The following is a 23,681-nucleotide window of genomic DNA, read 5'->3' as shown; positions in this document are numbered from 1 at the left end:
TTTAAAATCCTTCCGTGCTTAGCTCAAACGGATCGATTTCCGAATTCTCGGATGTCTGACCCAGATCGAACCGGCGGTTCTGCAAATAGATCAGACGGGCCTGTGCATAACTATCTGCGCTTTCATATAGGATCGAGTCCACCGTATCGGAATAGGTGCCACGATCGCCCAGGCGGCGCACAACCTCGGCATAGATATCAATGTCGTCAACCGGCGTGTTCTTGGCGTATCCAAGCGGGTTGGTGAAGAAGTCGACAACCAGACCCGTGGTGTCACGCGCCGTTGAAGGGCCAAAGAAGGGCAGTTCCACATATGAACCTTCGCCCACTCCCCAGACATGTAGGGTTTCGCCAAAATCGGTATCAACACGCGGCACATTAAAATCCGACGCAGGATCGCCCAAACCGCCGATCCCAAACACAGTGTTGATGGCAAAGCGCGACAATGCGATGCCTGCTTGTTTGAAGTTGCCTTGCAGAACGGAATTCACCGCCTGACCCGGCATCGAAAGGTTTTCGGCAAACAATCCAAAGCTTGTGACCATGTCCGGGGGTACAATCGCGACATAGCCTTTGGCGGCCGGGCGGAACGCAAAGCGGTCGACACCACGGTTAAACTCATGCACAGCGCGGTTTCGCTGCTCGTTGGGGTCCGCAATTGTCCCTTCCGAAAGCTGTTCGCTTGTCGGTTTCGCGCAGGCTGAAACCAGCGTTGCTGCGATCAGCATCAGTGCAGGGAGGGTCGCGCGCATCTTCATTTTCATGTTACCGATTTCTCATTGCAGCGCCGCAAACACCGGCGCTTGTAATATACTTCGTTCACATACAGTTGTTTTCCTGGCGGTCCAGGGGGCTAAAGTCGCTGTTTATCATTTTGTGCCACTTATGGAACAGGGCAAAAGAAACCCTGTACGTATGGCGGTTCTAGGCCCATATATGTCCCAAAATTAGTTTCAGCACTGCGAACATGCAAAAAAATACGACACAAGACGGAATTAACGAGCTGCGCTCTGTGCGTAGACAAAGCAGGCATCTCTATTGGACCGTTGGTTTGTTCAGCTTTTTCGTGAACTTACTTATGCTAACGGGACCGCTTTATATGATGCAGGTCTATGATCGGGTGCTTGGCAGCCGGTCCGAGGCCACTTTGGTGGCCTTATCAATCCTCGTGGTCTTCCTGTACGGGATGATGGGGCTGTTGGATTATGCACGTGGGCGGATTCTTGCCCGCGTTGGTGCACGGTTTCAGGCCGCACTCGATCGACGTGTGTTTGACGCCATGGTGCGCAAATCGGCGATTGATAATGATCCGGTTGCTCAAACAGGTCTGCAGGATCTGGAAGGGATACAGCGCCTGATGTCGTCCCCCGTGCTTGGGGCGGCCTTTGACTTGCCGTGGACACCGATCTTCTTGGCGGGGATTGCGCTGTTCCACCCATGGTTGGGTCTTCTTGCTTTGGGCGGAGGTCTGATTTTGGTCTCCATCGCGGTTTTGAACCAGGTGTTCTCAAAGAAGCCGCAGGCGCAGGCCAGTAACTCGGGGCACAAAGCGAACCTTCTGTCCGAAGAGATTCGCAAAGAATCTGAAATGATCCAGTCGATGGGCATGCGCACCGCGGCCTTCAAACGTTGGAAAGTGGCACGTGATTCTGCCTTGGGGGATACGGTTGTCGCCAGCGACACCAGCGGCGGGTTCACGGTTCTGACCAAAACCCTGCGTCTGTTTTTGCAGTCGGCTATGCTGGGCCTTGGGGCGTATCTTGTGCTGCAGGGCGATATGACGCCCGGCGCGATGATCGCGGGATCGATCTTGATGGGGCGTGCGTTGGCACCGATCGAGATGGGACTGGGTCAATGGGCCATGGTGCAACGCGCCTTCAAAGGCTGGGCGAACCTTGGTGAGCTGCTGGGCAAAGTGCCAGAAGAACGCGAACGCACGGAATTGCCAAAACCCAAAGCGCGGCTTGACGTCAAAGGTTTGGCGGTTGTCGCACCTGGGGAAAACCGCCCCACATTGCGCAATGTTACCTTCAAAGTGGAGCCAGGGCAGGCGATCGGCGTGATCGGCCCGTCAGGTTCGGGTAAATCAACTTTGGCGCGTGCTTTGACCGGAACATGGCGACCGGCAGCCGGGACCGTACGTTTGGACGGCGCGTCGCTGGATCAATATGCACCAGATGTCTTGGGTCAACACATCGGATATTTGCCCCAACGGGTGCAATTGTTTGAAGGCAGCGTCAGTCAGAACATCGCTCGTCTGGCGCAACAGCCTGACGCTCAAAAAGTAGTGGATTCTGCGAAAAAAGCCGCCGCGCATGAGATGATCCTGAAACTGCCGTCGGGCTATGATACGCCCGTGCATAGTGGCGGCGGGCGTTTGTCCGGCGGTCAGATGCAACGGGTTGGTTTGGCGCGAGCTTTGTATGGAAACCCGGCGATTGTGATCTTGGATGAGCCGAACTCAAATCTGGACAACGAAGGGTCGATGGCGCTGAATACGGCCATTCGCCAGATGAAGAAAGAGGGTCGCTCGGTCTTGATCATGGCGCACCGTCCGGCGGCGATCCAGGAATGTGACATGCTGTTGGTCATCGAAAACGGCACGCAGTCTGCCTTTGGACCCAAGGATAAGGTGCTGTCTGAGATGGTTGCGAACCACAAGAACATTCAGGCCGCGGCCGCACAAAAGGCGCCCAAAGGCGGCGCTAAGACTGGAAACGTAGCATGAGCGATGTACAAAAATGGTCCGCCCGAACCCCGCTGACAATTGGGTTTCTGGGACTTTTGGTTCTGGTGGGTGGCTTTGGCACCTGGGCTGTAAAATCGACATTGGCTGGTGCAATTATCGCCTCGGGCCGGATCGAGGTCGACCGCAACCGTCAGGTGGTTCAGCATCTTGATGGTGGCATCGTTTCGGAAATTCTGGTCGACGAAGGGGATACGGTCATCCAGGGTGACACGTTGATCAAACTGGATGCCTCTGAGCTGAGCTCACAACTTGCGATCACCGAAGGCCAATTGTTTGAGGTGATGGCACGTCGCGGACGGCTTGAGGCTGAGCGCGACGAGGCTGAAGCGATCACATTTGATCCGCTGCTGATTGAAATGGCGGATGACAATCCGGATGTGATTGATTTCTTGCTGGGGCAACGTCGCCTGTTTATGGCGCGCAAAGACAGCGTTGCGCGGGAAATCGACCAGCTTGAAAAACGCCGCAATCAGATCGACGAACAGATCATTGGTGTTCAGGCCCAGCAAAAATCCATGCGTGTTCAGTTGGAGCTGATCGATCAGGAACTGACCAACCAGCAATCACTGCTTCAGCGCGGATTGGCACAGGCCGGGACCGTTTTGAACCTGCAACGTACGCAAGCCGACCTTGAGGGGCGCCTGGGTGAGCTGGTTGCATCGGAAGCACAGGCGCGCGGGCGGATTACTGAACTGGATATCGAGATCCTGAAACTTGGCACCCAGCAACGCGAAGAGGCGATCACCCGCCTGCGCGATCTGCGGTTCCAAGAGGTGGAGCTGGCCGAAAACCGGCGCTCGTTGTTGGAACGGCTGGAGCGGCTGCACATCACGGCTCCTGTATCCGGGATCGTGTACGGGCTTGAAGTGCACACGCCGCGGTCGGTTATTCGCCCGGCGGAACCGGTGTTGTATTTGGTGCCGCAGGATCGGCCGCTGGTTATTGCCGCACAGGTTGCGCCGACGGATGTGGATCAGATCTTTGTCGGCCAGACCGTGACTTTGCGTTTCTCGGCGCTCGATCAGCGCGAAACGCCTGAATTGTTTGGGACGGTTACGCAGGTTTCAGCCGATGCGTTTGAGGACGAAGCCTCGCGTGTGTCCTATTACCGGGCAGAAATTCGTCTGGATGAAGGGGAACAGGATCGCTTGCCCGAAAAGGCTGTGTTGATCCCCGGCATGCCGGTCGAAAGCTACATCCGGACCGAGGATCGCTCACCCATGACATATCTGGTAAAACCGCTGGCAGATTACTTTGTCCGCGCCTTCCGCGAGACCTGATCGTCCTGTCCATTACATGTCGCAGAAGGGGTTCAAAGGGGCCCCTTTTCGGCTTTTGTTTGCGAAAATCGCGCGGTAGCTTTGCGCCAAATACTCTCAAAAAGGACAGCTTGAACATGAGCATTGATGCAAAACTGGCAGAACTGGGCCTGACCCTTCCGGAAGCGCCCGCTCCTGCGGCGAACTATGTGCCTTATGTGATCGCAGGCGACATGGTCTATGTCTCTGGTCAGATCTCTGCAGATGAAAACGGGCTGATCACCGGCACCCTGGGCGACGATTTGGATGTGGCTGCGGGTCAGGCCGCCGCGCGCCGCTGTGCCCTGTCGCTGATCGCACAGCTCAAAGCAGCCTGTGGCGGGGATCTGTCGCGTTTGGTGCGCGTGGTCAAACTGGGTGCCTTTGTTAACTCGACTGCGGAATTCACCGAACAACCGCAGGTGGTGAACGGTGCCTCGGATCTGATTGTTGAACTGTTGGGTGACGCAGGCCGTCACGCGCGTTCGGCGGTATCCTCGCCTTCTTTGCCGATGGGCGTTGCGGTGGAAATCGACGCTGTGTTCCAGATCAAGTAATCTGTGGCCTCAAACGAAAATGCGCGCCCGCTGTTTGGGCGCGTGACCCCATGGGTGCCGGGATTGTGACCGGTCGGCCCCCGCGACCCTTTATCAAAGGTTGAACCGAGGGCGGAGCTTCCCAGATACTAAGTGTGTTTTGCATCAGCGCAGGGGATGGCAATGGACGGATCCGCAGTTGAAATCCAGGTCTTGGCCAGCATCAACCAGATGACCGCTGCGGATTGGGACGCCTGCGCCTGTCCGGAAACGGCCGATGGTGGCCGCCCTTTTGATCCTTTTACGACCCATCGCTTTTTACGCGCGCTGGAACAAAGCGGCTCGGTCGGGCCGGGAACAGGCTGGCAACCGCAGTATCTTGCCGCTTATCAGGATGGCGTGCTGATCGCCTGTGCACCGCTTTATGCCAAAGGGCACAGCCAGGGCGAATACGTTTTTGACCACAACTGGGCCCATGCCTATGAAAGCGCGGGCGGGCGGTATTATCCTAAACTGCAGGTCGCGGTGCCCTTTACGCCGGCAACGGGTCGCCGGTTTCTGGTGCGTCCCGGTTACGAGGGCCTCGGCCATTCCGCGTTGGTCCAAGGGGCCGTGCAAGTGGCAGAACAGAACCAGCTGTCCTCGCTCCACATTACCTTCTGCACCGAGAGTGAGCGCGCCATCGGCGAAGAAATGCAGCTGCTGGTGCGCAATGGCCAGCAATACCATTGGCTGAATGATGACTACGCGGATTTTGACGCCTTTCTGACTTCATTGTCGTCGCGCAAGCGCAAGAACATTCGCAAAGAACGCGCCCAGGCGCAGGGGTTTGGCGGCACCATCCATGCCTTTTCCGGCGCGGATCTGCGGCCTGAACATTGGGATGCCTTCTGGACGTTCTACCAGGACACAGGCGCACGCAAATGGGGCTCTCCCTATCTGACACGGGCCTTCTTTGATTTGGCGCATCAGACCATGGCAGATGACATGACGTTGGTTCTGGCCGAACGCGAAGGGCGTTATGTGGCGGGTGCGTTGAATTTCATGGGACGCGAGACGTTGTTTGGCCGGTATTGGGGCTGCACCGAACACCACCCGTGCCTGCATTTCGAATTGTGTTACTATCAGGCCATTGATCTGGCGATTGCCGAAGGGATGCAACGGGTCGAGGCCGGCGCGCAGGGGGATCACAAACTGGCGCGAGGCTATCTGCCAACGATGACGCATAGCCTGCATTGGCTGCGTGATCCTGGGTTCTCGGATGCTGTAGAGCGATATCTGGTGGCGGAACGCGCCGCTATCGAAGAAGAGATCGAAGTGCTTACCGATTATGGTCCCTTCCGCAAAGCCAATGTGGAGGAACAAGAATGACCGAAAAGCTGTCCGAGGCCACCCGTGGCCCGTTGCTGGACCCGCTGTTTCAATCCGGCTGGGCTCTGGTGGAGGGGCGCGACGCCATAGCCAAGACGTTTTCATTCACCAGCTTTGTCGACGCTTTTGGCTGGATGACCAAAGTCGCCATCTGGGCCGAGAAATGGAACCACCATCCAGAATGGTCCAACGTCTACAACCGCGTTGATGTGCTGTTGACCACCCATGACGTAAACGGGCTGAGCGCGCTGGATGCCAAATTGGCGCGCAAGATGGATAAACTGGCCTGATCCGGATCCGGGGCGCGCGCGCTGCGCGCCCCAGTGCCAGGTGTTTCACCCCATTGCGTCCAGTAGACCTTCACCGGCCGAGGTTTCGCATTGGCCGGGGTTCTCTTCGAGGTTCAAAACTTTTACCGCACCGTCTTCGACCAGCATGGCATAACGTTTCGAACGGCCGATCAGCCCGGCAGGCGGCGCGTCAAAGCGCATGCCCAAAGCTTCGGTAAAGGCGCTTTCACTGTCGCCAAGCATGGTGATGCCCGCAGCCGTCGCACCTGTTGCTTCGCCCCAGGCCTGCATCACAAAGGGATCATTGGCCGAGACACAGATGATCTCATCTACACCTTTGGCCGCCAGCGCATCCTTGGTCCGGATAAAGCTTGGCACATGGGCCGAATGGCAGGTCGGGGTAAAGGCACCGGGGACGGCAAAAATAACCACCTTGCGCCCCTGAGTGAGAGAGCTGATTGCAACCTGTTCGGGGCCTTCGGCCCCCATACGGGTCAGTTGTGCGTCGGGTAACGGGTCTCCAACGGAAATCATCGCGCGTTCCTCTTCTTGCATTTGCGTTTACTGCCAGCAGGACTATAGGGTCCCCCAAGACCGTGACCAGAAGTGATGCAGGAGGCAAGCAAGTTATGGGCCATTTCATAGTGATCGGGGCGGGGCAGGCTGGTGCGTCTTTGGTGGCCAAGCTGCGCAAGGATGGATTTGACGGCGATATCACCTTGATCGGGGCCGAAGACGCGTTGCCTTATCAGCGCCCGCCGCTGTCCAAAGCCTATTTGCTGGGAGAGATGGAGAAAGAGCGCCTCTACCTCAGGCCCGAAAGCTTTTATGCGGAAAACAACATCTCCTTACGTTTGGGAGAGACGGTTACAGCGATTGACCCCACCGCAAAAACCGTCACCTGTGGCACAGAGGTGCTGACCTATGACCAATTGGCGCTGACCACGGGGTCCCATCCGCGCCACCTGCCTGCAGCCATTGGCGGGGATCTGGACGGCGTGCATGTTGTGCGTGGGCTTGCAGATGTGGACGCGATGGCACCAGAGGTCACCAGCGGCAAACGCGCGCTGATTGTGGGCGGCGGCTACATCGGGCTTGAAGCCGCAGCCGTCTGCGCAAAACGGGGTGTTTCTGTCGTCTTGGTGGAAATGGCGGATCGGATTCTGCAGCGAGTGGCCGCACCCGAGACATCCAATTACTTCCGCGCGCTTCATGGATCCCATGGGGTCGACCTTCGCGAAAGCGTGGGTCTGGATCGTCTGATCGCAGAAGCCGGTCGCGTCACCGGCGCTGTGCTGAGCGATGGCAGCAATTTGGCAGTTGATTTTGTTGTGGTTGGTGTTGGCATTTCCCCTGCCACAGAACTGGCCAAAGCCGCAGGTCTTTCGCTTGAAAATGGTATTCAAACCGATGCCCAGGGGCGGACCTCTGATCCTGCGATCTGGGCCGCGGGGGATTGCGCCTCTTTCCCATTCCAAGGGCAGCGCATCCGGTTGGAAAGCGTCCCCAATGCCATCGACCAGGCGGAAGTGGTGGCGCAGAACATGTTGGGGGCAAACAAGGATTATACCGCCCAGCCCTGGTTCTGGTCAGATCAATATGACGTCAAACTGCAAATCGCGGGGCTGAACACCGGGTATGACCGGGTGGTGACCCGCCAGGGGCAGGGGCGGCAGGCGTCTTTCTGGTATTTCAAGGACGCGCAGCTGCTGGCGGTTGACGCCATGAATGATCCGCGCGCCTATATGGTGGGCAAACGCCTGATTGATGCAGGTAAAACCGCCGATCCTGCGGTGGTTGCCGATCCGGACGCCGATCTTAAACCACTGTTGAAAGCATGAGGATCATCGCAGGCGATTTCCGCGGACGCGCGCTGGCCGCCGTGGGCAAAGGGGACGCGGGCGCGCATTTGCGCCCAACAACCGACCGCGTACGTGAAAGCCTCTTTAGCGTTCTTACCCATACCGGAGCCATTGCAGGCGCGCGTGTGCTCGACCTGTTTGCGGGCACGGGTGCGCTGGGACTTGAGGCTTTGTCGCGCGGGGCGGAACACGTCACCTTTGTGGACGATGGGCGCGTATCAAACAGCCTCATCCGCAAAAATATCGAGATCTGTCGGGCAGCTGAGACCACACGCCTGATCCGCCGCGATGTGCTAAAACTGGGCGACAACCCGGATGCGCCGTTTGATCTGATCTTCCTGGATCCCCCTTATGGCAAATCGCTGGGTCAAAAGGCGCTTGCAAACGCGGTTGCGCAAGGCTGGATCGCCCAAGACGCGCTGATTGTCTGGGAAGAAAACGCCCCAATGCAGGCTCCGGCTGACTTTACGGTTGAGAGCAGCCGCAAATATGGCGACACGCATATAACGCTCCTGTGGTATGAGCCCTAAGTCACCCGTTTGTCACCTTGACCCACTAGCACGAGACGCTCGTAGCCCAAGGAGCTTCCCCATGCCTATTACTTATCCCACGCCTAAACTGGTAATTTTCGACTGCGACGGTGTGCTGGTCGACAGTGAGCTGGTCACAAATGAGGCGATGGTCGCCAGCCTAAAGCGTTACGGGCTTTCAATGACGGTTGAACAATCCATGGATCATTTCGTCGGCGGCACAATGGCCAGTGTTATGAGTAAATCACGTGCCATGGGCGCTGATCTGCCGGACACTTGGATTGATGAAGTCTACGCTGAGATGTACGCGCGGCTAGAGCAGGGCGTAAATCTGGTGCCGGGCATTCCAAATCTGTTGGAGCGGCTTGCTGCCGAAGCCATCCCGTTTTGCGTCGCGTCCAACGGCAGCGAGGCCAAGATGAAAATTACCCTAGGCCAGAATGATCTTTGGAACACCTTTCACCCACACGCAATGTTCTCTGCTTATTCCTTGGGCGCGGCAAAGCCCGACCCCGGATTGTTTCTGGCTGCCGCCAGCCATTTTGACGTGCAGGCACGGGATTGTCTGGTGGTCGAGGACAGCGAAAGCGGAGCTTTGGCCGCCGCCCGCGCCGGTATGCGATGCCTCGGTTTTGCGCCACATGGCACAGGCGCACGTCTGGCCAAACACAACGCCGAGCTTTTCACCGATATGGCCCAGGTCCCGGCCCTGATGGGGCTTGATACCTGACCGCAGGCTTTCATCTTTTCACAAATACTTCGGGGTGAATTGGCCATCAGGTCAAGAGGGGCAGAGCCCCTCCCACCGCTTGGGCCTCACGCGTAAGTCGGATGAAATTTTCCGCCGGGGGACAGGGTGAAAATCTCAAACCCATCCGCAGTCACACCAATGGAATGTTCAAACTGCGCCGACAGGGATTTGTCCCGCGTCACAGCTGTCCACTCATCCGCCAGAACCTTGGTTTCAGGGCGGCCCAGATTAATCATCGGTTCAATGGTAAAGAACATGCCCTCTTCGAGCACCGCGCCGGTGCCCGGGCGGCCATAGTGCAGCACATTTGGCGGCGCGTGGAAAACCTGCCCCAAACCATGGCCGCAGAAATCGCGCACCACGCTCATCCGGTGGCTTTCGGCGTAAACCTGAATGGCGTGGCCGATGTCTCCAAAGGTTGCGCCGGGTTTGACAACCTCGATCCCCTTCATCAACGCATCATGGGTGACCTGGATCAGCCGCTCTGCCTTGCGGGGCAGCTTGCCTGCCACATACATCCGGCTGGTGTCGCCAAACCAACCGTCCAGAATGACCGTGACGTCGATATTCATGATATCGCCGTCTTTCAGCTTCTTGTCGCCGGGAATGCCGTGACAGACGACGTGGTTCACGCTGATGCAGCTGGCGTGTTGATACCCTTTGTAGCCAATTGTGGCTGATGTAGACGGCGAAGCCTCGATCATCTCGGTGATCAGCCGGTCAATCTCTCCGGTGGTCTGACCGGGAAAGACATGCGGTGCGATGTCATCCAAGATCTGTGCCGCCAGTTGTCCCGCAGCATGCATCCCTGCAAAATCCGCCTCCTGGTAGATGCGAATGCCATCTTTGGTCGTGCGGCCGTCTTTTGATCTCATCAAGGGCTCCAATACTTGCCTGTTAGGCCGGTTTCTAAGGGGTTTTCAGCCAAAGGGCCAGAGGGCGCGACGTCGCGTACCTCAGACGGATGCAAGGGGACCGCCCAAAACAACCTGCTTGGGCGTTATCTGGGTATTGTAGACCAAATGTTCCACCCCTGCGGATTTCGCTTCCGCAAAAGCCGCCGCATAGGTCGGATCAATGTCGGCTGCCAGCTGGAACTGTGTGCAATCTGTGCGCTGCACCAGATAAAACATCACCGCGCGATGGCCTTGGGACACCATATGTGCCAGTTCGCTCAAATGTTTGGTGCCACGGGCTGTGACACTGTCCGGGAATTCCGCCAGCCCAGCGGTGCGGGACAGGGTGACGCTTTTGACCTCGACATAGCAATCCGCAAGCCCCGGCGCGGTCAACAAAAAATCGATCCGGCTTTTTTCACCGTATTTCACCTCGGGTCGGACGCTGGTGTATTGAGCCAGTTCGGGGATATCGCGCGCTTCCAACGCAGCGCGCAGGGCACGGTTGGGAACGGATGTATCAACCCCGGTGAAATCGCCGCTGGCATGTTCCACCAGTCGCCAGCCGTATTTCAGCTTTTTCTTTGGGTCATCATTGGGCTCAAGCCAGATGCGCATACCGGGATCTGCCAACCCCATCATCGAGCCGGGGTTTGCACAATGGGCCGTTACTTCGCGCCCGTCCTCCAGTCGACAATCGGCCAGAAAGCGTTTGTAACGTTTGATCAATGTGGCGGGGATCAGGGGTGTTTGGAACTGCATGGCATATCCATGTCAGAGCCGTTCCAAATCGCCAAGGGGTCGATTTCGGATACTCTGACACCCTGTCTGCGGAAAACTTGCGCAATCTTCTTCACCATAGCGGTTGAACCCGCCGCTGGCCGGTTTATCCTAGGGGCTACAAAGCGTTTACAGGAGATCTCCAATGGCCAATCCAACTGCGGCAATGCTTGTGATCGGAGACGAAATCCTGTCTGGCCGAACCCGCGATGCAAATATGTTTTATCTGGCCGGAGAACTGGCCAATCACGGCATCGACCTCAAGGAAGTGCGTGTGGTCAGCGATGACGCCCAAGCCATTGTAACGGCCGTCACCGCGCTGTCGGGACAGTATGATCAGGTTTTCACCAGTGGCGGCATCGGGCCAACCCATGATGACATTACCGCGGATTGCATCGCGCGGGCCTTTGATGCGCATCTGGATGTGCGCGACGATGCACGGGCCATTCTTGCCGAACACTACCGCGCGTCGGGCAAAGAGCTGAACGCCGCCCGTCTGCGGATGGCGCGCATTCCCGAAGGGGCGACGTTGATTGAAAACCCCGTTTCTGCCGCGCCGGGGTTTACCTTGCGCAATGTGCATGTGATGGCGGGTGTGCCTTCGGTGTTTCAGGCCATGGTCGCCAGTGTTCTGTCTACGCTGACGGGTGGCGCGCCGTTGTTATCCCAAACGCTGCGGGTGGACCGTGGCGAAGGAGATATTGCTGAAACGCTCAGCCAAGTGGCCGAGACCTACACGGATCTTTCGATTGGCTGCTATCCGTTTCAGCAAAACGGGGCCTTTGGGGCCAATATCGTCTTGCGCGGCACCGATGGCGCCCGGATCGAGGCGGCCATGAACGCCTTGGTTGCGGCATTCAAAGAATGACAAGCGCTGACCTCAGCACGCCTGCCTGGCTTTATGATCTGGTGGAGGCAACCTGGCCCACAGCCGCGCTACATCAGAACGGGCCGGTGAGTTTGCGTGACGGACAGGGTGGCGGCAGCCGCGTGTCGGCGGCAACGGTTGATGACGGATTTGAACCCGCGGACCTCACAAAGGCCATCCATGCCATGCGGGCCATGGGTCAGACACCGCTTTTTATGGTGCGCGACGGGCAAGAGGTTTTGGATCAGGCCCTGGAACAGATGGGGTTCGTCGTCAAAGATCCCGTGATCTTTCAAATCGCACCCACCAGAGCGCTGGCACGGGAAACCGTACCGCCGGTGACCACCTTTGACATCTGGCCGCCCTTGGCCATCCAGACTGACATCTGGGCAGAAGGTGGCATCAATGCGCCTCGCCTTGCGGTTATGGCGCGGGTCAAAGGGAACAAGACCGCAATATTGGGACGGGTCGATGACCAACCGGCGGCGACCGCCTTTGTCGCGATCAAAGACGGTGTCGCCATGCTTCATGCGCTGGAGGTCCGCACGGCGCATCGCCGCAAAGGTCTGGCGCGGTGGATGATGTGTCATGCGGCCAAATGGGCCGAGCATCACGGGGCAACACAGTTGGCCATATTGGTGACACGCGCAAATACAGGAGCAAACGCGCTGTATCGTTCATTGGGAATGAAACCCTGTGGACAGTACCACTACCGCGTGTTGGAACCCACGGCATGAGGCAGCGGGTGTTTAGCGCAAGATTGTACGCCGGTCTGACAAGCGCCTGCGCGGCTGTGATGGTTGCGCAAATCGTGACGGCGCAAGACCTGTCCTTACCTGCAGCGGCGCAGCCCCTGGCCAATCGCGACATGCCCTTTGCCCCATACCGCGTCCCAATCGGTCCCTGGGCAAAAGGTGCGGTGCCCATGCGCCTTACCGAAGGTCGCATCCTGCGCCGGACTTGGCGGGTCAACAGCTCACAGACGACGCTACAGGTCTTTGCTCCATTACGTGCACAGATTGAGGAGCGGGGGTTTCAGATCCTCTATCAATGTCATGATGCGGAATGCGGCGGGTTTGACTTCCGCTTTGCCATCGACGTGGTGCCCGCGCCGGATATGGCGGTGGATTTTGGCGATTTCCTTTTCTTGTCAGCGCAGCGGCAGGAAGGGGAATATGTAACCTTGCTGGTCTCACGCTTTGGGCGGACTAACTTTGTGCAACTGGTTGAAGTCGGAACCGAGATGGACGTGGCTGTGCCAGATGCCCCAGCCGATGCGGCCGCTCCCCTGGCTGCGGTTCCGCAAGTGGCGGTCGAGAGGGAGGCCGATCCGATCGATCTTGTCAGTCAGCTGAAACGCGATGGCCATGTTGTATTGTCGGGGTTGGATTTTCAGTCCGGTTCCCCAAATCTGGCCGGATCAGGCTATGATAGCCTGGAAAAGCTCGCGGCGTTTTTGACGGAAGACACCGATCAACGTGTGCTGTTGGTGGGGCACACGGATACGGTTGGCGGTCTCAGCGGCAATATCGCCCTGTCCAAAGCGCGGGCTGACTCTGTGCGGCGGCAGCTGCAGGATATCTATGGCATAGAAAATTCGCGGCTCGAAGCGGCAGGCGCAGGATATTTGTCGCCGCTCACCTCAAATGAAGACGCGGCGGGTCGAGAGATCAACCGCCGCGTCGAGGTGGTCTTGCTACCGCCCAAATGAGGGAAGGCGGATCACCAGACCGAGGGATCCTTGTTCGCAAACGCATGCGCCAAGAAATCAATAAATGCGCGGACCTTGGGCTGGGTAAATTTGCCGGGCGGATAAACCGCATAGATCCCTTGGGTCTCCATCGGCAGGCTTGGCATAACGTCTTCGACCAGCCCTTCGGACATGGCGTCCGCATAAAGGTAGCTGGGCAGATAGGCGATGCCGAGGCCCGAGATGGCTGCGGTCAGCAGGGATTGCCCGTCGTTAACAGACAGCCATCCGCTGGTGCGGACCTGACGTTTTTCACCGGACGGAGCGGTCAAACGCCAGACGCTGCCGCTGGATTGGTTCGAATAATGCAGAAGCTTGTGGTTGTTCAGATCATCGATTTTCTGCGGACGTCCGTATTCTTCAAGATAGGCCCGGGAGGCGATCATACGTTTGGAGGTTTCCGCCAATTTGCGCGCCCGCAGCGAACTGTCTTCCAGTTCGCCGATACGCACGGCCATGTCAAACCCTTCCGAGATGAGTTCCACATAGCGGTTGTTGAGCACCATATTGACGGTGATATCGGGGAAGTCGCGCAGGAAGTCCGAGAGCACAGGAGACAGGTGGTTCACGCCAAAATCGGTGGCAACCGAAATCCGCAACAGACCAGATGGCGCGGATTGCATAGAGGTGACCAACGCATCGGCTTCACCTGCATCATTCAGCACCCGCCGGGCGCGGTCATAATAGGCCAGTCCAATCTCGGTTGGTGAAACCCGGCGCGTTGTGCGGTTCAAAAGCCGCGCCCCAAGCCGCGCCTCAAGGCTGGAGACATGTTTGGACACAGCAGATTTTGAGATGCCCATTTTCTTGGCCGCATCCGTAAACCCACCCTGGTCCACAACATTGGCAAAGGCTTCCATTTCGGTCAGCCGATCCATCTTAGTCTCCTCAATCCGTCCTATGCGTTGAGCCATAAGTGCATGGAGATTGCGGCAACTTCACGGCCTCTGTGGGATAATTGCAGGGTTTCTTGGTTATCGTTGAATCTCTGGAAACAGAGAAACAATAAGTGTGTCAACTGGTTAGGTGTGAGATGCGCCTTAAGGGGGAGCTCCCGCCCGTCTTGGATGCTTTGAAAAAAGCATCCTCGCCCGTTGGGCGTGGCACCGCGCATGCGCGGTGCCACGCCCAAGGCCGCCAAGGGGTGCGCCTCAAAGAGGCGTGCACCTGCGGGCGCGGGAGCGCTCCAGCTTGATGTCAGGGTGTTTTGGGTCCAACGGTTTACAGTTTCGCCGCAACGCGCGTGCCCTGATCAATGGCGCGTTTGGCGTCAAGTTCTGCGGCCAGATCTGCGCCACCAATCACATGGAGCGTTAAGCCTGCACCTTTCAAGTCCGCGACAAGCGCGGTCTCGCTGATCTGTCCCGCAGAGAGCACCACCGTATCAGCTGGAACAAGCGTTGTGCCGGATGTCGCATCGGCAATAACGATGCCTTTGTCGGTGATCTCTTGATATTGTGCGCCTTGCACAAAGGTGACGCCATGGCGCTTCAGTCGCGTGCGGTGGATCCAGCCGGTTGTCTTGCCCAGGCGTTTGCCCAAAGGTTCGGCTTTGCGTTGCAAGAGTGTGATTTGGCGGTTGGGCGCGTCTGGCTGTGGCCCATCCTCGGTTAGACCTGCTCGAAAGACCTCGGTATCGCCGACACCCCATTCCCGACGCCAATCGCGCAGGGTTTCCATGTCGTTGCTCGCCGCCTCAGAAGGACTGTGCAACAGGAACTCAGCCACATCAAAGCCGATCCCGCCAGCGCCCACAATGGCCACGCGATCACCAACAGGCACAGCGTGGCGCAACACGTCAATGTATGAGACAACATGGGGCAGATCCTGGCCCGGGATTTGGGGATCGCGTGGCATGACGCCGGTGGCCAGGATCACCTCGTCAAATGGGTTCAGATCCGCGACAGTGGCGGCAGTGTTCAACCTTACCTCCACCGAAGATGCATCCAGGCAGGACTGGAACCAATCGACCAGCCCGTGAAATTCTTCTTTGCCGGGCACCATACGGGCCATATTGAGCTGTCCGCCAATCGCGCTGCTTTTCTCAAACAGCGTCACTTGATGCCCACGCTCAGCCGCTGTGAGCGCTGCGGCCAGGCCTGCGGGACCTGCGCCGACAACCGCGATGGATTTCACTTGGTGCGCAGCTGTAATCACCAGTTCCGTTTCATGACAGGCACGGGGGTTCACCAGACAGGAGGTCAGCCGCCCGCTAAACGTATGATCCAAACAGGCTTGATTGCAGGCGATACAGGGCGCGATCCTCTCGGCCTGACCCTGTGCCGCTTTGGTCACAAACTCAGGATCGGCCAGCATCGGGCGCGCCATGGACACCATATCGGCTGCGCCATCGACCAGAACCTGTTCCGCGACCCCTGGCGTGTTGATCCGGTTTGATGTGATCAGCGGGATCGAAACCTCTCCCATCAGTTTTTGCGTGACCCAGGTAAAGGCCGCGCGCGGTACCGATGTGGCAATGGTGGGAATGCGCGCTTCGTGCCACCCAATGCCGGTGTTGATCATGGTGGCGCCGGCTTTCTCAACGGCCTGGGCCAGCTGGCGCACCTCGTCAAAGCTGGAGCCATTGGGGATCAGGTCGATCATCGACAAGCGGAAGATGAGGATAAAGGCCTCACCCACAGCCGCCCGTACACGGCGCACCACTTCCAGCGGCAGGCGCATGCGGTTTTCATAAGACCCGCCCCAGCGGTCGGTGCGTTTGTTGGTGTGGGTGACCAGAAACTGGTTCAGAAAATATCCTTCGCTGGCCATGATCTCGACCCCGTCATACCCCGCCTGTTGAGCCAGACGGGCGGCATTGACGATATCGCTGATCTGTTTCTCGATCCCCTCTTCATCCAACGCGGTCGGGGCAAAGGGTGAAATCGGGGACTTGATCGCGCTGGGAGCCACGCATTGCGGCCCATAGGCATAGCGTCCGGCATGCAGAATCTGCATGGCGATCTTGCCGCCTGCGTCGTGAACCCTTTGGGTCACCACCTTATGGTTGGCAACATCCGCATCCGTGGTCATCATGGCAGCGCCCGGCAGAACCGAGCCTTCCAGATTGGGGCCAATGCCTCCGGTCACCATCAAGGCCACTCCCCCCCGGGCACGGGCCGCATAAAACTCGGCCACCCGGTTCCAGTCCTTGGTCTCTTCCAGTCCGGTGTGCATGGACCCCATCAGCACCCGGTTTTTGAGGGTGGTAAACCCAAGGTCCAGCGGTTTCAAAAGATGCGGGTAGGGGGTCATGGCGTGGTCCTTCCTGGCGTTGACCTATGTTCTGCGCGCGTCACCTTGCGCTGTCACGGGGCGACGCGGCGTCACCCCCTTGCGTGTCGTGGCGGCAGCGGGTCTAACCTTGCGTCAGTATAAAAGGGGCTACGGATTATGACACCGGAAGAGATCAAGAACCTGCCGTATCGGCCGAATGTTGGCGTAATGCTGATCAATGCAGACGGCGCAGTCTTTGTGGGCCAACGCATGGATCGCCACAAGGATGCCTGGCAGATGCCCCAGGGGGGGATTGACGCGGGCGAAGATCCCAAAACAGCCGCTTTGCGCGAGCTGGAGGAGGAAACCGGCGTTTTGCCGGAATTGGTGGAAATCATTGCTGAAAGCGACGGCTGGCTTCCTTATGATCTGCCACACGATGTGGTGCCGCACTTCTGGGGTGGCAAATACCGCGGTCAGGAGCAGAAATGGTATCTGATGCGGTTTCTGGGCGAGGACACGCAGGTGAAAATCGACACCGAACATCCCGAGTTCTCCGCCTGGCAGTGGTTGCCGGTGGATCAGCTGGTTGACAATATTGTGCCGTTCAAGCGCGAGGTCTATGTACGGGTTCTGGCTGAGTTCGAGGGCCATTTGTAATCAAAAAAGCCCCCGCATCACACGGGGGCTTTCAAATTGTCAGATGGCGGGCTGGATTACAGCAGGCCAGCGGCGGTGAGCAGGTCGCGCACATTTGTCTGCGGGCGCGGGCCGATGTGGCGGATCACTTCGCCTGCGCAGATGCAGCCGATGCGGGCAGATGTTTCCAGATCGCGACCTGTGGCCATGCCGAACAGGAAACCAGCGGCAAACTGATCACCCGCGCCGGTGGCATCCACCGGTGTGATCTTTTCAACCGGAACCTCAACCCGTGCACCTTCGCTCAATACGATGACACCGTCACCCGAACGGTTGCAGACCACCAGCGGGCAAATCGCTGCGGTTTTGGTCAGCGCGGCTTCCAGATCGTCGCTCTCAAACAGGGATTTGATCTCATCCTCATTGCCGATCACATAATCCAGATCATGTTCGATCAGCGACAGGAAATCGTCCCGGTGACGCTCCACACAGAAGGGGTCCGAAATGGCGATGCCTGCTTTGCCGCCGCCGGCTTTGGCCGCGCGTGCCGCCTCGCGAAAGGCGGATTTCCCTTTGTCCTTGTCAAAGAGATAGCCTTCGAGGAAGACGATCTGCGCATTTTCCGCAACGCCAGCAGGAACGTCGGCCGAGCTGACCTCGGACGAGATACCAAGATAGGTGTTCATCGATCGCTCACCATCGGGCGACACAAAGATCATCGAGCGTGAGGTCGGCAGCTCACCACCGGCAACTGGCGGGTTCACAAAATCAACGCCATCGTCCTGCATCGCCTTGGCATAAAACTGCCCCAGCGCGTCATCGTGCACACGACCGATAAAGGCCGCGTCCAGACCCAGCGCACCGGCGCCTGCAATCGTGTTGGCAACCGAGCCACCGGGAGTCTGCACCCGGTCATTCATTGCAGCATAAAGCACTTCGCCGCGATCGCGTTCGATCAGCTGCATGATGCCTTTTTCAATGCCCATATGCTCCAGAAAGCTGTCGTCACATTGGCTGATCACGTCCACAACGGCGTTGCCGATGCCAACAAGCTGATAGGTCTTCATAGGTTCTTGTCCTCGAATTTACAGAGATCGCGGATGATGCAGGTGCCACACATGGGTTTGCGGGCTTTGCAATGGTATCGCCCATGCAGAATTAACCAATGATGAGCATGGAGCTGAAAATCCGCGGGAATATGGTCTTCGATCGCGCGTTCGACTGCATCCACATCCTTGCCCGGCGCAATGCCAGACCGGTTGCCAACGCGAAAGATATGGGTGTCCACCGCCTGTGCTGGCTGGCGCCACCACATATTGAGCACAACATTGGCGGTCTTGCGTCCAACACCCGGCAACGACTGCAGGGCAGCGCGCGAATTTGGAACCTCACCGCCGTAATCCTCAACGAGGATCCGCGACAGTTTGATAACGTTTTTGGCCTTGTTGCGATAAAGGCCGATGGTCTTGATATGTTCGATCAATCCCTCTTCGCCCAGATCTAGCATCTTTTGGGGCGTGTCGGCGATCTTAAACAGCTCTTTGGTCGCGCGGTTGACGCCCGCATCGGTTGCTTGTGCCGACAGGGCAACGGCCACCACCAACGTATAGACGTTGACGTGGTCCAATTCGCCCTTGGGCTCAGGTTCGGCGTCCTGAAACCGGGTGAAAATTGCGCGGAGCGTATGATAATCGAGTTGCTTTGCCATCGCGGCCTTTAATGACCTGTTGGGCGGGCGCTGGCAACGGCAAAGGCGGGGAGCGGTGCGGTTCTTACGCTTCCCGCAGGTTTCGGGTCGCAGCATGGGCAAACCCCGGTAAACTGGGCCGCGACAGGGGAGAACCAATGACAATGGCAGGTGTGGAGTTGATGAGTGAGACAGACCCGGAACGGGCCTATCATTATGGCGTGATGCGGCGCGCGATGGAGATTATTGATGCGGCAGACGCCTCCCTGTCGCTCGAGGATCTGGCGTCCCAGCTGGGCATGAGCCCGGCTCATTTTCAGCGGGTTTTTTCAGCCTGGGTTGGGGTCTCGCCAAAACGGTATCAGCAGTATCTGCGCCTGGGCCATGCCAAGTCTCTGTTGCGAGAGCGGTTTACAACGCTGGATACGGCCTTGGCCGTGGGGCTCACAGGGTCCGGGCGGCTGCACGATCTGTTTCTGCGCTGGGAAGCCATGAGCCCCGGTGATTATGCGCGCCACGGTGCGGGGTTAGAGATTTTCTGGGGATGGTTTGACAGCCCATTTGGCCTGACGTTGGCGATGGGCACAGAGCGCGGCCTCTGTGGTTTGGCTTTTGCGGCGGAAACCGGGGCCGAAACGGCCATGGCAGATATGCGCGCACGCTGGCCAAAGGCGCAGTTTACGGAAGCTCCAATGCGCCTGCGGGGCTGGGTAGAGGCGGCCTTTGCACAAAAGGGGGAGACGCAGCTTTATCTGATTGGCGCACCTTTGCAGATCAAAGTCTGGGAGGCCTTGTTGCGGATCCCATCAGGTCATGTGACCACTTATTCTGAACTTGCCCTGGCCGTTGGCGCGCCCAAGGCCGTACGGGCGGTGGGCACTGCGGTAGGGCGCAACCCCATCAGCTGGTTGATCCCCTGCCACCGCGCGTTGCGTAAATCCGGGGCTTTGGGCGGTTATCATTGGGGGTTGCCCGTCAAACGCGCCATGCTGGCATATGAAGCTGCACAATGTGGAGAGGCAGGGCCATAACCAGCGGTATCTTTGCTTTTGTGGCGGTATTTCGCCGAGAATTCCCCCCGTTCACTTGAGCCTTTCATCAACGCACATGATATAAGAGAGGAAACAATAGGCGTAAGGCCCAGCAAATTAGGGCCGACTTGAGCAGTAAAGGACGTTGATATGAACCGCTCGAAATTGACTTTGGCCGCTGGGCTTCTGGGCGCAGTTGCAGTATCGGCCTGTACCGATCCGGTGACTTTCCAGGACGAAAATGGGCAGGCCAACAAAACCCAGCGCGGCGCCATTATTGGTGGCCTGGTGGGGGCAACCGTTGGTGCGTTGACATCGGATGATGACAAGCTGGAAACCGCTGTCCTGTCTGGTGCCGCAGGCGCATTGGTGGGTGGTGTCATCGGTCATGAGCTGGATAAGCAAGAGGCCGAGCTGCGCCAGACCCTCTCCAATGATATCTCTATCGTGAACACCGGTGACCGGTTGATTGTCTCGCTGCCAAACGATTTGACCTTTGCCACTGACAGTTCACAAGTGTCAAACGCAGTGCGCGCTGATCTGCTGAAAGTGGCGGACAGTCTTGTGCGGTATCCTAATAGCTCGGTCCAGGTGATTGGTCATACGGACAGCGATGGTGATGCGGCCTATAACCACGGCCTGTCCGTGCGCCGCGCCAATGCGGTTGCGGATCTGATCCAGGCGGGTGGCGTGCCCTATAACCGGATCATCACCACTGGGCGCGGTGAAGAGCAACCTGTGGCCAGCAACCTGACGCCGGAAGGCAAGCAGCGTAACCGCCGGGTTGAGATTGTGGTGATTCCAAACGCGGCATAACCGCTGGGTCTGGACTGAACGCAAAAGACCGTCCGATGGTGTTCGGGCGGTCTTTTTTTAACCGCGAAAACTTGTGTGATTTTGCACAAAAGCTGCGCTTCAACACGTGTTTTGTTCGTGAGCTGCTATGTTAGATTGGGGTCAACGAAACCCAAACCTGTGAGAGTAACAATGACCCAACCAAATTTACTGTTGATTTCGGGCGCGCTGCGCAAAGCTTCTACGAACCGTTTGTTGCTGGCAGAGGCAGCCCGCCTGTTTGGTCCGGCCGAGGTTGTCGAAGGTGACCTGCAAATGCCGCTTTATGATGGGGACCTGGAAGAAAGCGCGGGAATCCCGGATGTGGTAAAGACGCTTGCAGCGCAGATTGCAGCGGCGGATGCGATTGTGATCTCGACCCCGGAGTACAACAAAGCGCCGTCGGGTGTTTTGAAAAACGCCTTGGACTGGGTGAGCCGGGTAGAGGGCGCACCCTGGGCAGATAAGCCGGTTGCTGTCCTGTCGGCGGCGGCTGGACGTGCGGGTGGTGAAGTGGCGCAATCCATCCTGCGTGGCTATTTGCAACCTTTTGGCCCACGCGTTCTGGCGGGTCCTGCGATCCATTTGGCGGCCTCCTACCAAGAGTTTGATGACGCAGGTCAGTTGAAAAGCGAACGCTACAGCGAGACGCTGGGTCAATTGATGGACAAGCTGCGGACCGAGATCGACCGCTGAGCCAAAAGGCAAGCGCTCCCGCGCCCGTGGATCGCCCTACCGGGCATCCAAACGGCCTTGGGCCAAGCGCCGTGCGGAGCACGGCGCGGGCGCGTCCTGGTCAAAGGTTATCCGTCACTCGGAACCCTTGTGGAATCGTGTCGTGGGAATTCAGGATCAGATCGGCCATGACATCTGCGATCTTTGGCGCCATGCCAAAGCCAATTTTGAAGCCGCCGTTGGCAACAAAATGACCGGCGCGATCGGGCCAGGGGCCAATCATCGGCGCGCGCGTTTTGGCCCGTGGCCGCACCCCGGCCCAGCGTTCCAGAACCCGCGCTGTGGCCAATTGGGGCATGGCAGCAATGGCGCGGGCGTGGATGTCGTCAAGCTGCGCGTCTGTGCTGGCGGGATCATCAAACGCGCGTTCGCTGGTGGAGCCAATCGCGGTGGTCCCATCGGCGTGCGGAATGATGTGCAGGCTGTCGGCATATAGCTGTGGCTTGTCATGGGCGTCAAAGTCCAGCAGCAACGACTGACCTTTGACGCCATTGCCAACCGGTTTTTCCAGATCTTCCGACAGCGCCTGTAGACCGAGGTAGCCGGTTGCGTGGACCACATTGCCCTGGTCGTCTCCGTCCGGGGACACCGCGACCCCTTTGGCGGCCAAAGCGGCCACCAGGGCTGCACCGGCGCGGCGGGGGAACATACGCGCGCTGAGGGTGTCGTGGATGAGATATCCTGTGGCGCTGGGCGGGGCCCAGTCGCCGACCTCTGTAACTGGAATGACGGACCAGGTCGCATGATCTTGCCACAGCGCCTTGGCACTTGTGGCGCGGGCGTGGGCCAGCTCCAATGTGCGTGCGTCCTGAATGGGTTGCAGACGTCCGGTGCGCCCATATCCGGCCGATGTGCCGCCCACCGCCTCGACCTCATGCCAGAACCGTTCGGCCATCAGAAGGCTGTCGAGCTGGAAGGCTTTTTTCGGGTTCCAGTTTTCCGGCACATGGGGCGCCAAGGCACCAACCAATCCGCCGCTTGAACCTGCGCCCGCACCAAAAGGGTCGATGATCTGCACCCGCGCGCCGATTTGCACGCACCGCCAGGCGATCGAGAGGCCAAAGATCCCTGCGCCGCGCACAGTTACATCTGCCATTGCCATTTTTGGTCCCTTTCGTCAGTGTCGCGCCGTTCCACTGCATGTCCTTTAAGGGAGAATTCCATGTCAGACCAGAAGGCGACTGATCCAAAAGCACCGGGTGCACGTCTGAGCTGGCGGGACGATGTCATCCCGGTGTCTGAACAATTCGATGACCCCTATTTCTCGATCCATAACGGATTGGCAGAGACGGAACATGTGTTTCTGACCGGCAATGACCTGCCCGCACGCTTTGGCCCTGGGTTTCATATCGCGGAACTGGGTTTTGGCACCGGGTTGAACATGCTGGCGGCCTGGCGCGCCTGGGAGACCGCCGGGCACACGACACCGTTGCACTTTACCAGTTTTGAAGCCTTTCCGATGGCACCCGATGAAATGGCACGGGCGCTTGAGGCCTTTCCCGAGGTTGCGCCTTGGGCCACGCGGTTTCTGGAGAATTGGACCGGCGGTGGTGTCGTGAAGCTGGAGACATTGCACCTGGACGTTGTTATAGGCGATGCACGCGAAGAACTGCCGCGTTGGGAAGGGCAAGCCGATGCCTGGTTTCTGGACGGGTTCTCTCCCGCGAAAAACCCTGAACTGTGGCAGAGCGATCTGATGCGTGATGTGGCGGAGCACACGTTGGATCAGGGGACCGCCGCCACCTACACCGCTGCTGGTTTTGTGCGCCGGGGATTGGAAAATGCAGGGTTTACGGTTGAACGCTGCCCTGGATATGGGCGCAAACGTCATATGACGCGTGCTCGAAAAGAATAATGGT

The 23,681-nt window shown here is 58.2% G+C and carries 25 protein-coding genes; 16 read left to right on the top strand and 9 right to left on the bottom strand.

The features are described from left to right. Nucleotide 1: 1 nt before the first annotated feature. Nucleotides 2-763: an MlaA family lipoprotein gene (locus GFB49_RS18110; protein WP_153217352.1), complete on the bottom strand. Its 762-nt coding sequence runs from the start codon at nt 761-763 to the stop codon at nt 2-4. 203 nt (nt 764-966) lie between these two features. Between GFB49_RS18110 and GFB49_RS18105 the strand changes: the two genes are divergently transcribed. From GFB49_RS18105 to GFB49_RS18085, 5 genes are all read left to right on the top strand, one after another. After that, nucleotides 967-2,727, top strand: coding sequence for a type I secretion system permease/ATPase (locus GFB49_RS18105; RefSeq protein ID WP_153217351.1), 1,761 nt, complete (start codon nt 967-969; stop codon nt 2,725-2,727). Further along, nucleotides 2,724-4,028 (top strand): HlyD family type I secretion periplasmic adaptor subunit, encoded by a 1,305-nt coding sequence (locus tag GFB49_RS18100; RefSeq protein WP_153217350.1) that lies wholly within the window; start codon nt 2,724-2,726, stop codon nt 4,026-4,028. The genes GFB49_RS18105 and GFB49_RS18100 overlap by 4 nt, the downstream gene beginning before the upstream one ends. A 116-nt stretch (nt 4,029-4,144) precedes the next feature. Further along, nucleotides 4,145-4,603 (top strand): RidA family protein, encoded by a 459-nt coding sequence (locus GFB49_RS18095; RefSeq protein WP_153217349.1) that lies wholly within the window; start codon nt 4,145-4,147, stop codon nt 4,601-4,603. Between the two features lie 162 nt (nt 4,604-4,765). Next, the gene (locus GFB49_RS18090; RefSeq protein WP_153217348.1) at nt 4,766-5,953 is read left to right on the top strand and encodes a GNAT family N-acetyltransferase; all 1,188 of its coding nucleotides are present in this window, start codon (nt 4,766-4,768) and stop codon (nt 5,951-5,953) included. Then, nucleotides 5,950-6,243: a 4a-hydroxytetrahydrobiopterin dehydratase gene (locus GFB49_RS18085; protein ID WP_153217347.1), complete on the top strand. Its 294-nt coding sequence runs from the start codon at nt 5,950-5,952 to the stop codon at nt 6,241-6,243. Before GFB49_RS18090 ends, GFB49_RS18085 begins: the two co-directional genes overlap by 4 nt. A 45-nt stretch (nt 6,244-6,288) precedes the next feature. Here GFB49_RS18085 and GFB49_RS18080 read toward each other — a convergent pair whose 3' ends face one another. Next, on the bottom strand, nt 6,289-6,777 hold the full coding sequence (locus GFB49_RS18080) for a peroxiredoxin (protein WP_153217346.1): 489 nt from the start codon (nt 6,775-6,777) through the stop codon (nt 6,289-6,291). Between the two features lie 95 nt (nt 6,778-6,872). Between GFB49_RS18080 and GFB49_RS18075 the strand changes: the two genes are divergently transcribed. From GFB49_RS18075 to GFB49_RS18065, 3 genes are all read left to right on the top strand, one after another. After that, nucleotides 6,873-8,084 (top strand): NAD(P)/FAD-dependent oxidoreductase, encoded by a 1,212-nt coding sequence (locus GFB49_RS18075; protein ID WP_153217345.1) that lies wholly within the window; start codon nt 6,873-6,875, stop codon nt 8,082-8,084. Further along, complete coding sequence (rsmD, locus tag GFB49_RS18070; protein WP_153217344.1) at nt 8,081-8,635, top strand: 16S rRNA (guanine(966)-N(2))-methyltransferase RsmD; 555 nt, start codon at nt 8,081-8,083, stop codon at nt 8,633-8,635. Before GFB49_RS18075 ends, rsmD begins: the two co-directional genes overlap by 4 nt. A gap of 61 nt (nt 8,636-8,696) precedes the next feature. Then, nucleotides 8,697-9,365: an HAD family hydrolase gene (locus GFB49_RS18065; RefSeq protein ID WP_153217343.1), complete on the top strand. Its 669-nt coding sequence runs from the start codon at nt 8,697-8,699 to the stop codon at nt 9,363-9,365. An 86-nt stretch (nt 9,366-9,451) separates the two neighbouring features. Here the strand turns inward: GFB49_RS18065 and map are convergent, their stop codons facing one another. Further along, the gene (gene map, locus GFB49_RS18060) at nt 9,452-10,261 is read right to left on the bottom strand and encodes a type I methionyl aminopeptidase (protein WP_153217342.1); all 810 of its coding nucleotides are present in this window, start codon (nt 10,259-10,261) and stop codon (nt 9,452-9,454) included. Nucleotides 10,262-10,342: 81 nt separating this feature from the next. Next, the gene (gene sfsA, locus GFB49_RS18055) at nt 10,343-11,044 is read right to left on the bottom strand and encodes a DNA/RNA nuclease SfsA (RefSeq protein ID WP_153217341.1); all 702 of its coding nucleotides are present in this window, start codon (nt 11,042-11,044) and stop codon (nt 10,343-10,345) included. A 163-nt stretch (nt 11,045-11,207) separates the two neighbouring features. Between sfsA and GFB49_RS18050 the strand changes: the two genes are divergently transcribed. Genes GFB49_RS18050 through GFB49_RS18040 form a run of 3 tightly spaced genes read left to right on the top strand, consistent with a single transcriptional unit; the run spans nt 11,208 to nt 13,641 of the window. Beyond that, on the top strand, nt 11,208-11,930 hold the full coding sequence (locus tag GFB49_RS18050) for a competence/damage-inducible protein A (protein WP_153217340.1): 723 nt from the start codon (nt 11,208-11,210) through the stop codon (nt 11,928-11,930). After that, the gene (locus tag GFB49_RS18045) at nt 11,927-12,667 is read left to right on the top strand and encodes a GNAT family N-acetyltransferase (protein ID WP_153217339.1); all 741 of its coding nucleotides are present in this window, start codon (nt 11,927-11,929) and stop codon (nt 12,665-12,667) included. Before GFB49_RS18050 ends, GFB49_RS18045 begins: the two co-directional genes overlap by 4 nt. Nucleotides 12,668-12,675: 8 nt before the next feature. Continuing rightward, on the top strand, nt 12,676-13,641 hold the full coding sequence (locus GFB49_RS18040; RefSeq protein ID WP_343032630.1) for an OmpA family protein: 966 nt from the start codon (nt 12,676-12,678) through the stop codon (nt 13,639-13,641). Between the two features lie 11 nt (nt 13,642-13,652). Here GFB49_RS18040 and GFB49_RS18035 read toward each other — a convergent pair whose 3' ends face one another. Both GFB49_RS18035 and GFB49_RS18030 read right to left on the bottom strand, forming a co-directional pair. Next, on the bottom strand, nt 13,653-14,558 hold the full coding sequence (locus tag GFB49_RS18035; RefSeq protein ID WP_153217337.1) for a LysR family transcriptional regulator: 906 nt from the start codon (nt 14,556-14,558) through the stop codon (nt 13,653-13,655). 343 nt (nt 14,559-14,901) lie between these two features. Beyond that, nucleotides 14,902-16,935, bottom strand: a complete 2,034-nt coding sequence (locus GFB49_RS18030; RefSeq protein WP_153217336.1) for an NADPH-dependent 2,4-dienoyl-CoA reductase — start codon at nt 16,933-16,935, stop codon at nt 14,902-14,904. A gap of 138 nt (nt 16,936-17,073) precedes the next feature. On the opposite strand from GFB49_RS18030, the gene GFB49_RS18025 reads away from it, so the two are divergent. Beyond that, entirely contained in the window at nt 17,074-17,556 is a 483-nt protein-coding gene (locus GFB49_RS18025; protein ID WP_153217335.1) for an RNA pyrophosphohydrolase, read from the top strand. Between the two features lie 56 nt (nt 17,557-17,612). Here the strand turns inward: GFB49_RS18025 and GFB49_RS18020 are convergent, their stop codons facing one another. Both GFB49_RS18020 and nth read right to left on the bottom strand, forming a co-directional pair. Further along, on the bottom strand, nt 17,613-18,602 hold the full coding sequence (locus GFB49_RS18020) for an adenosine kinase (protein ID WP_153217334.1): 990 nt from the start codon (nt 18,600-18,602) through the stop codon (nt 17,613-17,615). Further along, a complete protein-coding gene (nth, locus tag GFB49_RS18015; RefSeq protein WP_153217333.1) occupies nt 18,599-19,243 on the bottom strand; it encodes an endonuclease III in 645 nt (214 codons plus the stop codon). Before nth ends, GFB49_RS18020 begins: the two co-directional genes overlap by 4 nt. Before the next feature lie 161 nt (nt 19,244-19,404). Between nth and GFB49_RS18010 the strand changes: the two genes are divergently transcribed. The 3 genes from GFB49_RS18010 (at nt 19,405) to GFB49_RS18000 (ending at nt 21,783) form a co-directional block, all read left to right on the top strand. Continuing rightward, the gene (locus tag GFB49_RS18010) at nt 19,405-20,253 is read left to right on the top strand and encodes a methylated-DNA--[protein]-cysteine S-methyltransferase (RefSeq protein ID WP_153217332.1); all 849 of its coding nucleotides are present in this window, start codon (nt 19,405-19,407) and stop codon (nt 20,251-20,253) included. A gap of 150 nt (nt 20,254-20,403) precedes the next feature. After that, nucleotides 20,404-21,069, top strand: coding sequence for a YiaD family glycine zipper/OmpA-like lipoprotein (locus tag GFB49_RS18005; protein ID WP_153217331.1), 666 nt, complete (start codon nt 20,404-20,406; stop codon nt 21,067-21,069). Between the two features lie 171 nt (nt 21,070-21,240). After that, on the top strand, nt 21,241-21,783 hold the full coding sequence (locus GFB49_RS18000; protein ID WP_153217330.1) for an NADPH-dependent FMN reductase: 543 nt from the start codon (nt 21,241-21,243) through the stop codon (nt 21,781-21,783). A 100-nt stretch (nt 21,784-21,883) separates the two neighbouring features. Here the strand turns inward: GFB49_RS18000 and GFB49_RS17995 are convergent, their stop codons facing one another. Next, entirely contained in the window at nt 21,884-22,924 is a 1,041-nt protein-coding gene (locus GFB49_RS17995; protein ID WP_153217329.1) for an NAD(P)/FAD-dependent oxidoreductase, read from the bottom strand. Nucleotides 22,925-22,984: 60 nt separating this feature from the next. Here GFB49_RS17995 and mnmC2 point away from each other — a divergent pair, with 60 nt between their 5' ends. Beyond that, nucleotides 22,985-23,677: a tRNA (5-methylaminomethyl-2-thiouridine)(34)-methyltransferase MnmC2 gene (gene mnmC2 / locus GFB49_RS17990; RefSeq protein WP_153217328.1), complete on the top strand. Its 693-nt coding sequence runs from the start codon at nt 22,985-22,987 to the stop codon at nt 23,675-23,677. Nucleotides 23,678-23,681: the final 4 nt, after the last annotated feature.

It is taken from the genome of Tritonibacter litoralis, from assembly GCF_009496005.1.
Taxonomy (GTDB): domain Bacteria; phylum Pseudomonadota; class Alphaproteobacteria; order Rhodobacterales; family Rhodobacteraceae; genus Epibacterium; species Epibacterium litoralis.
This window is presented reverse-complemented; position numbering and strand designations above follow the sequence as displayed.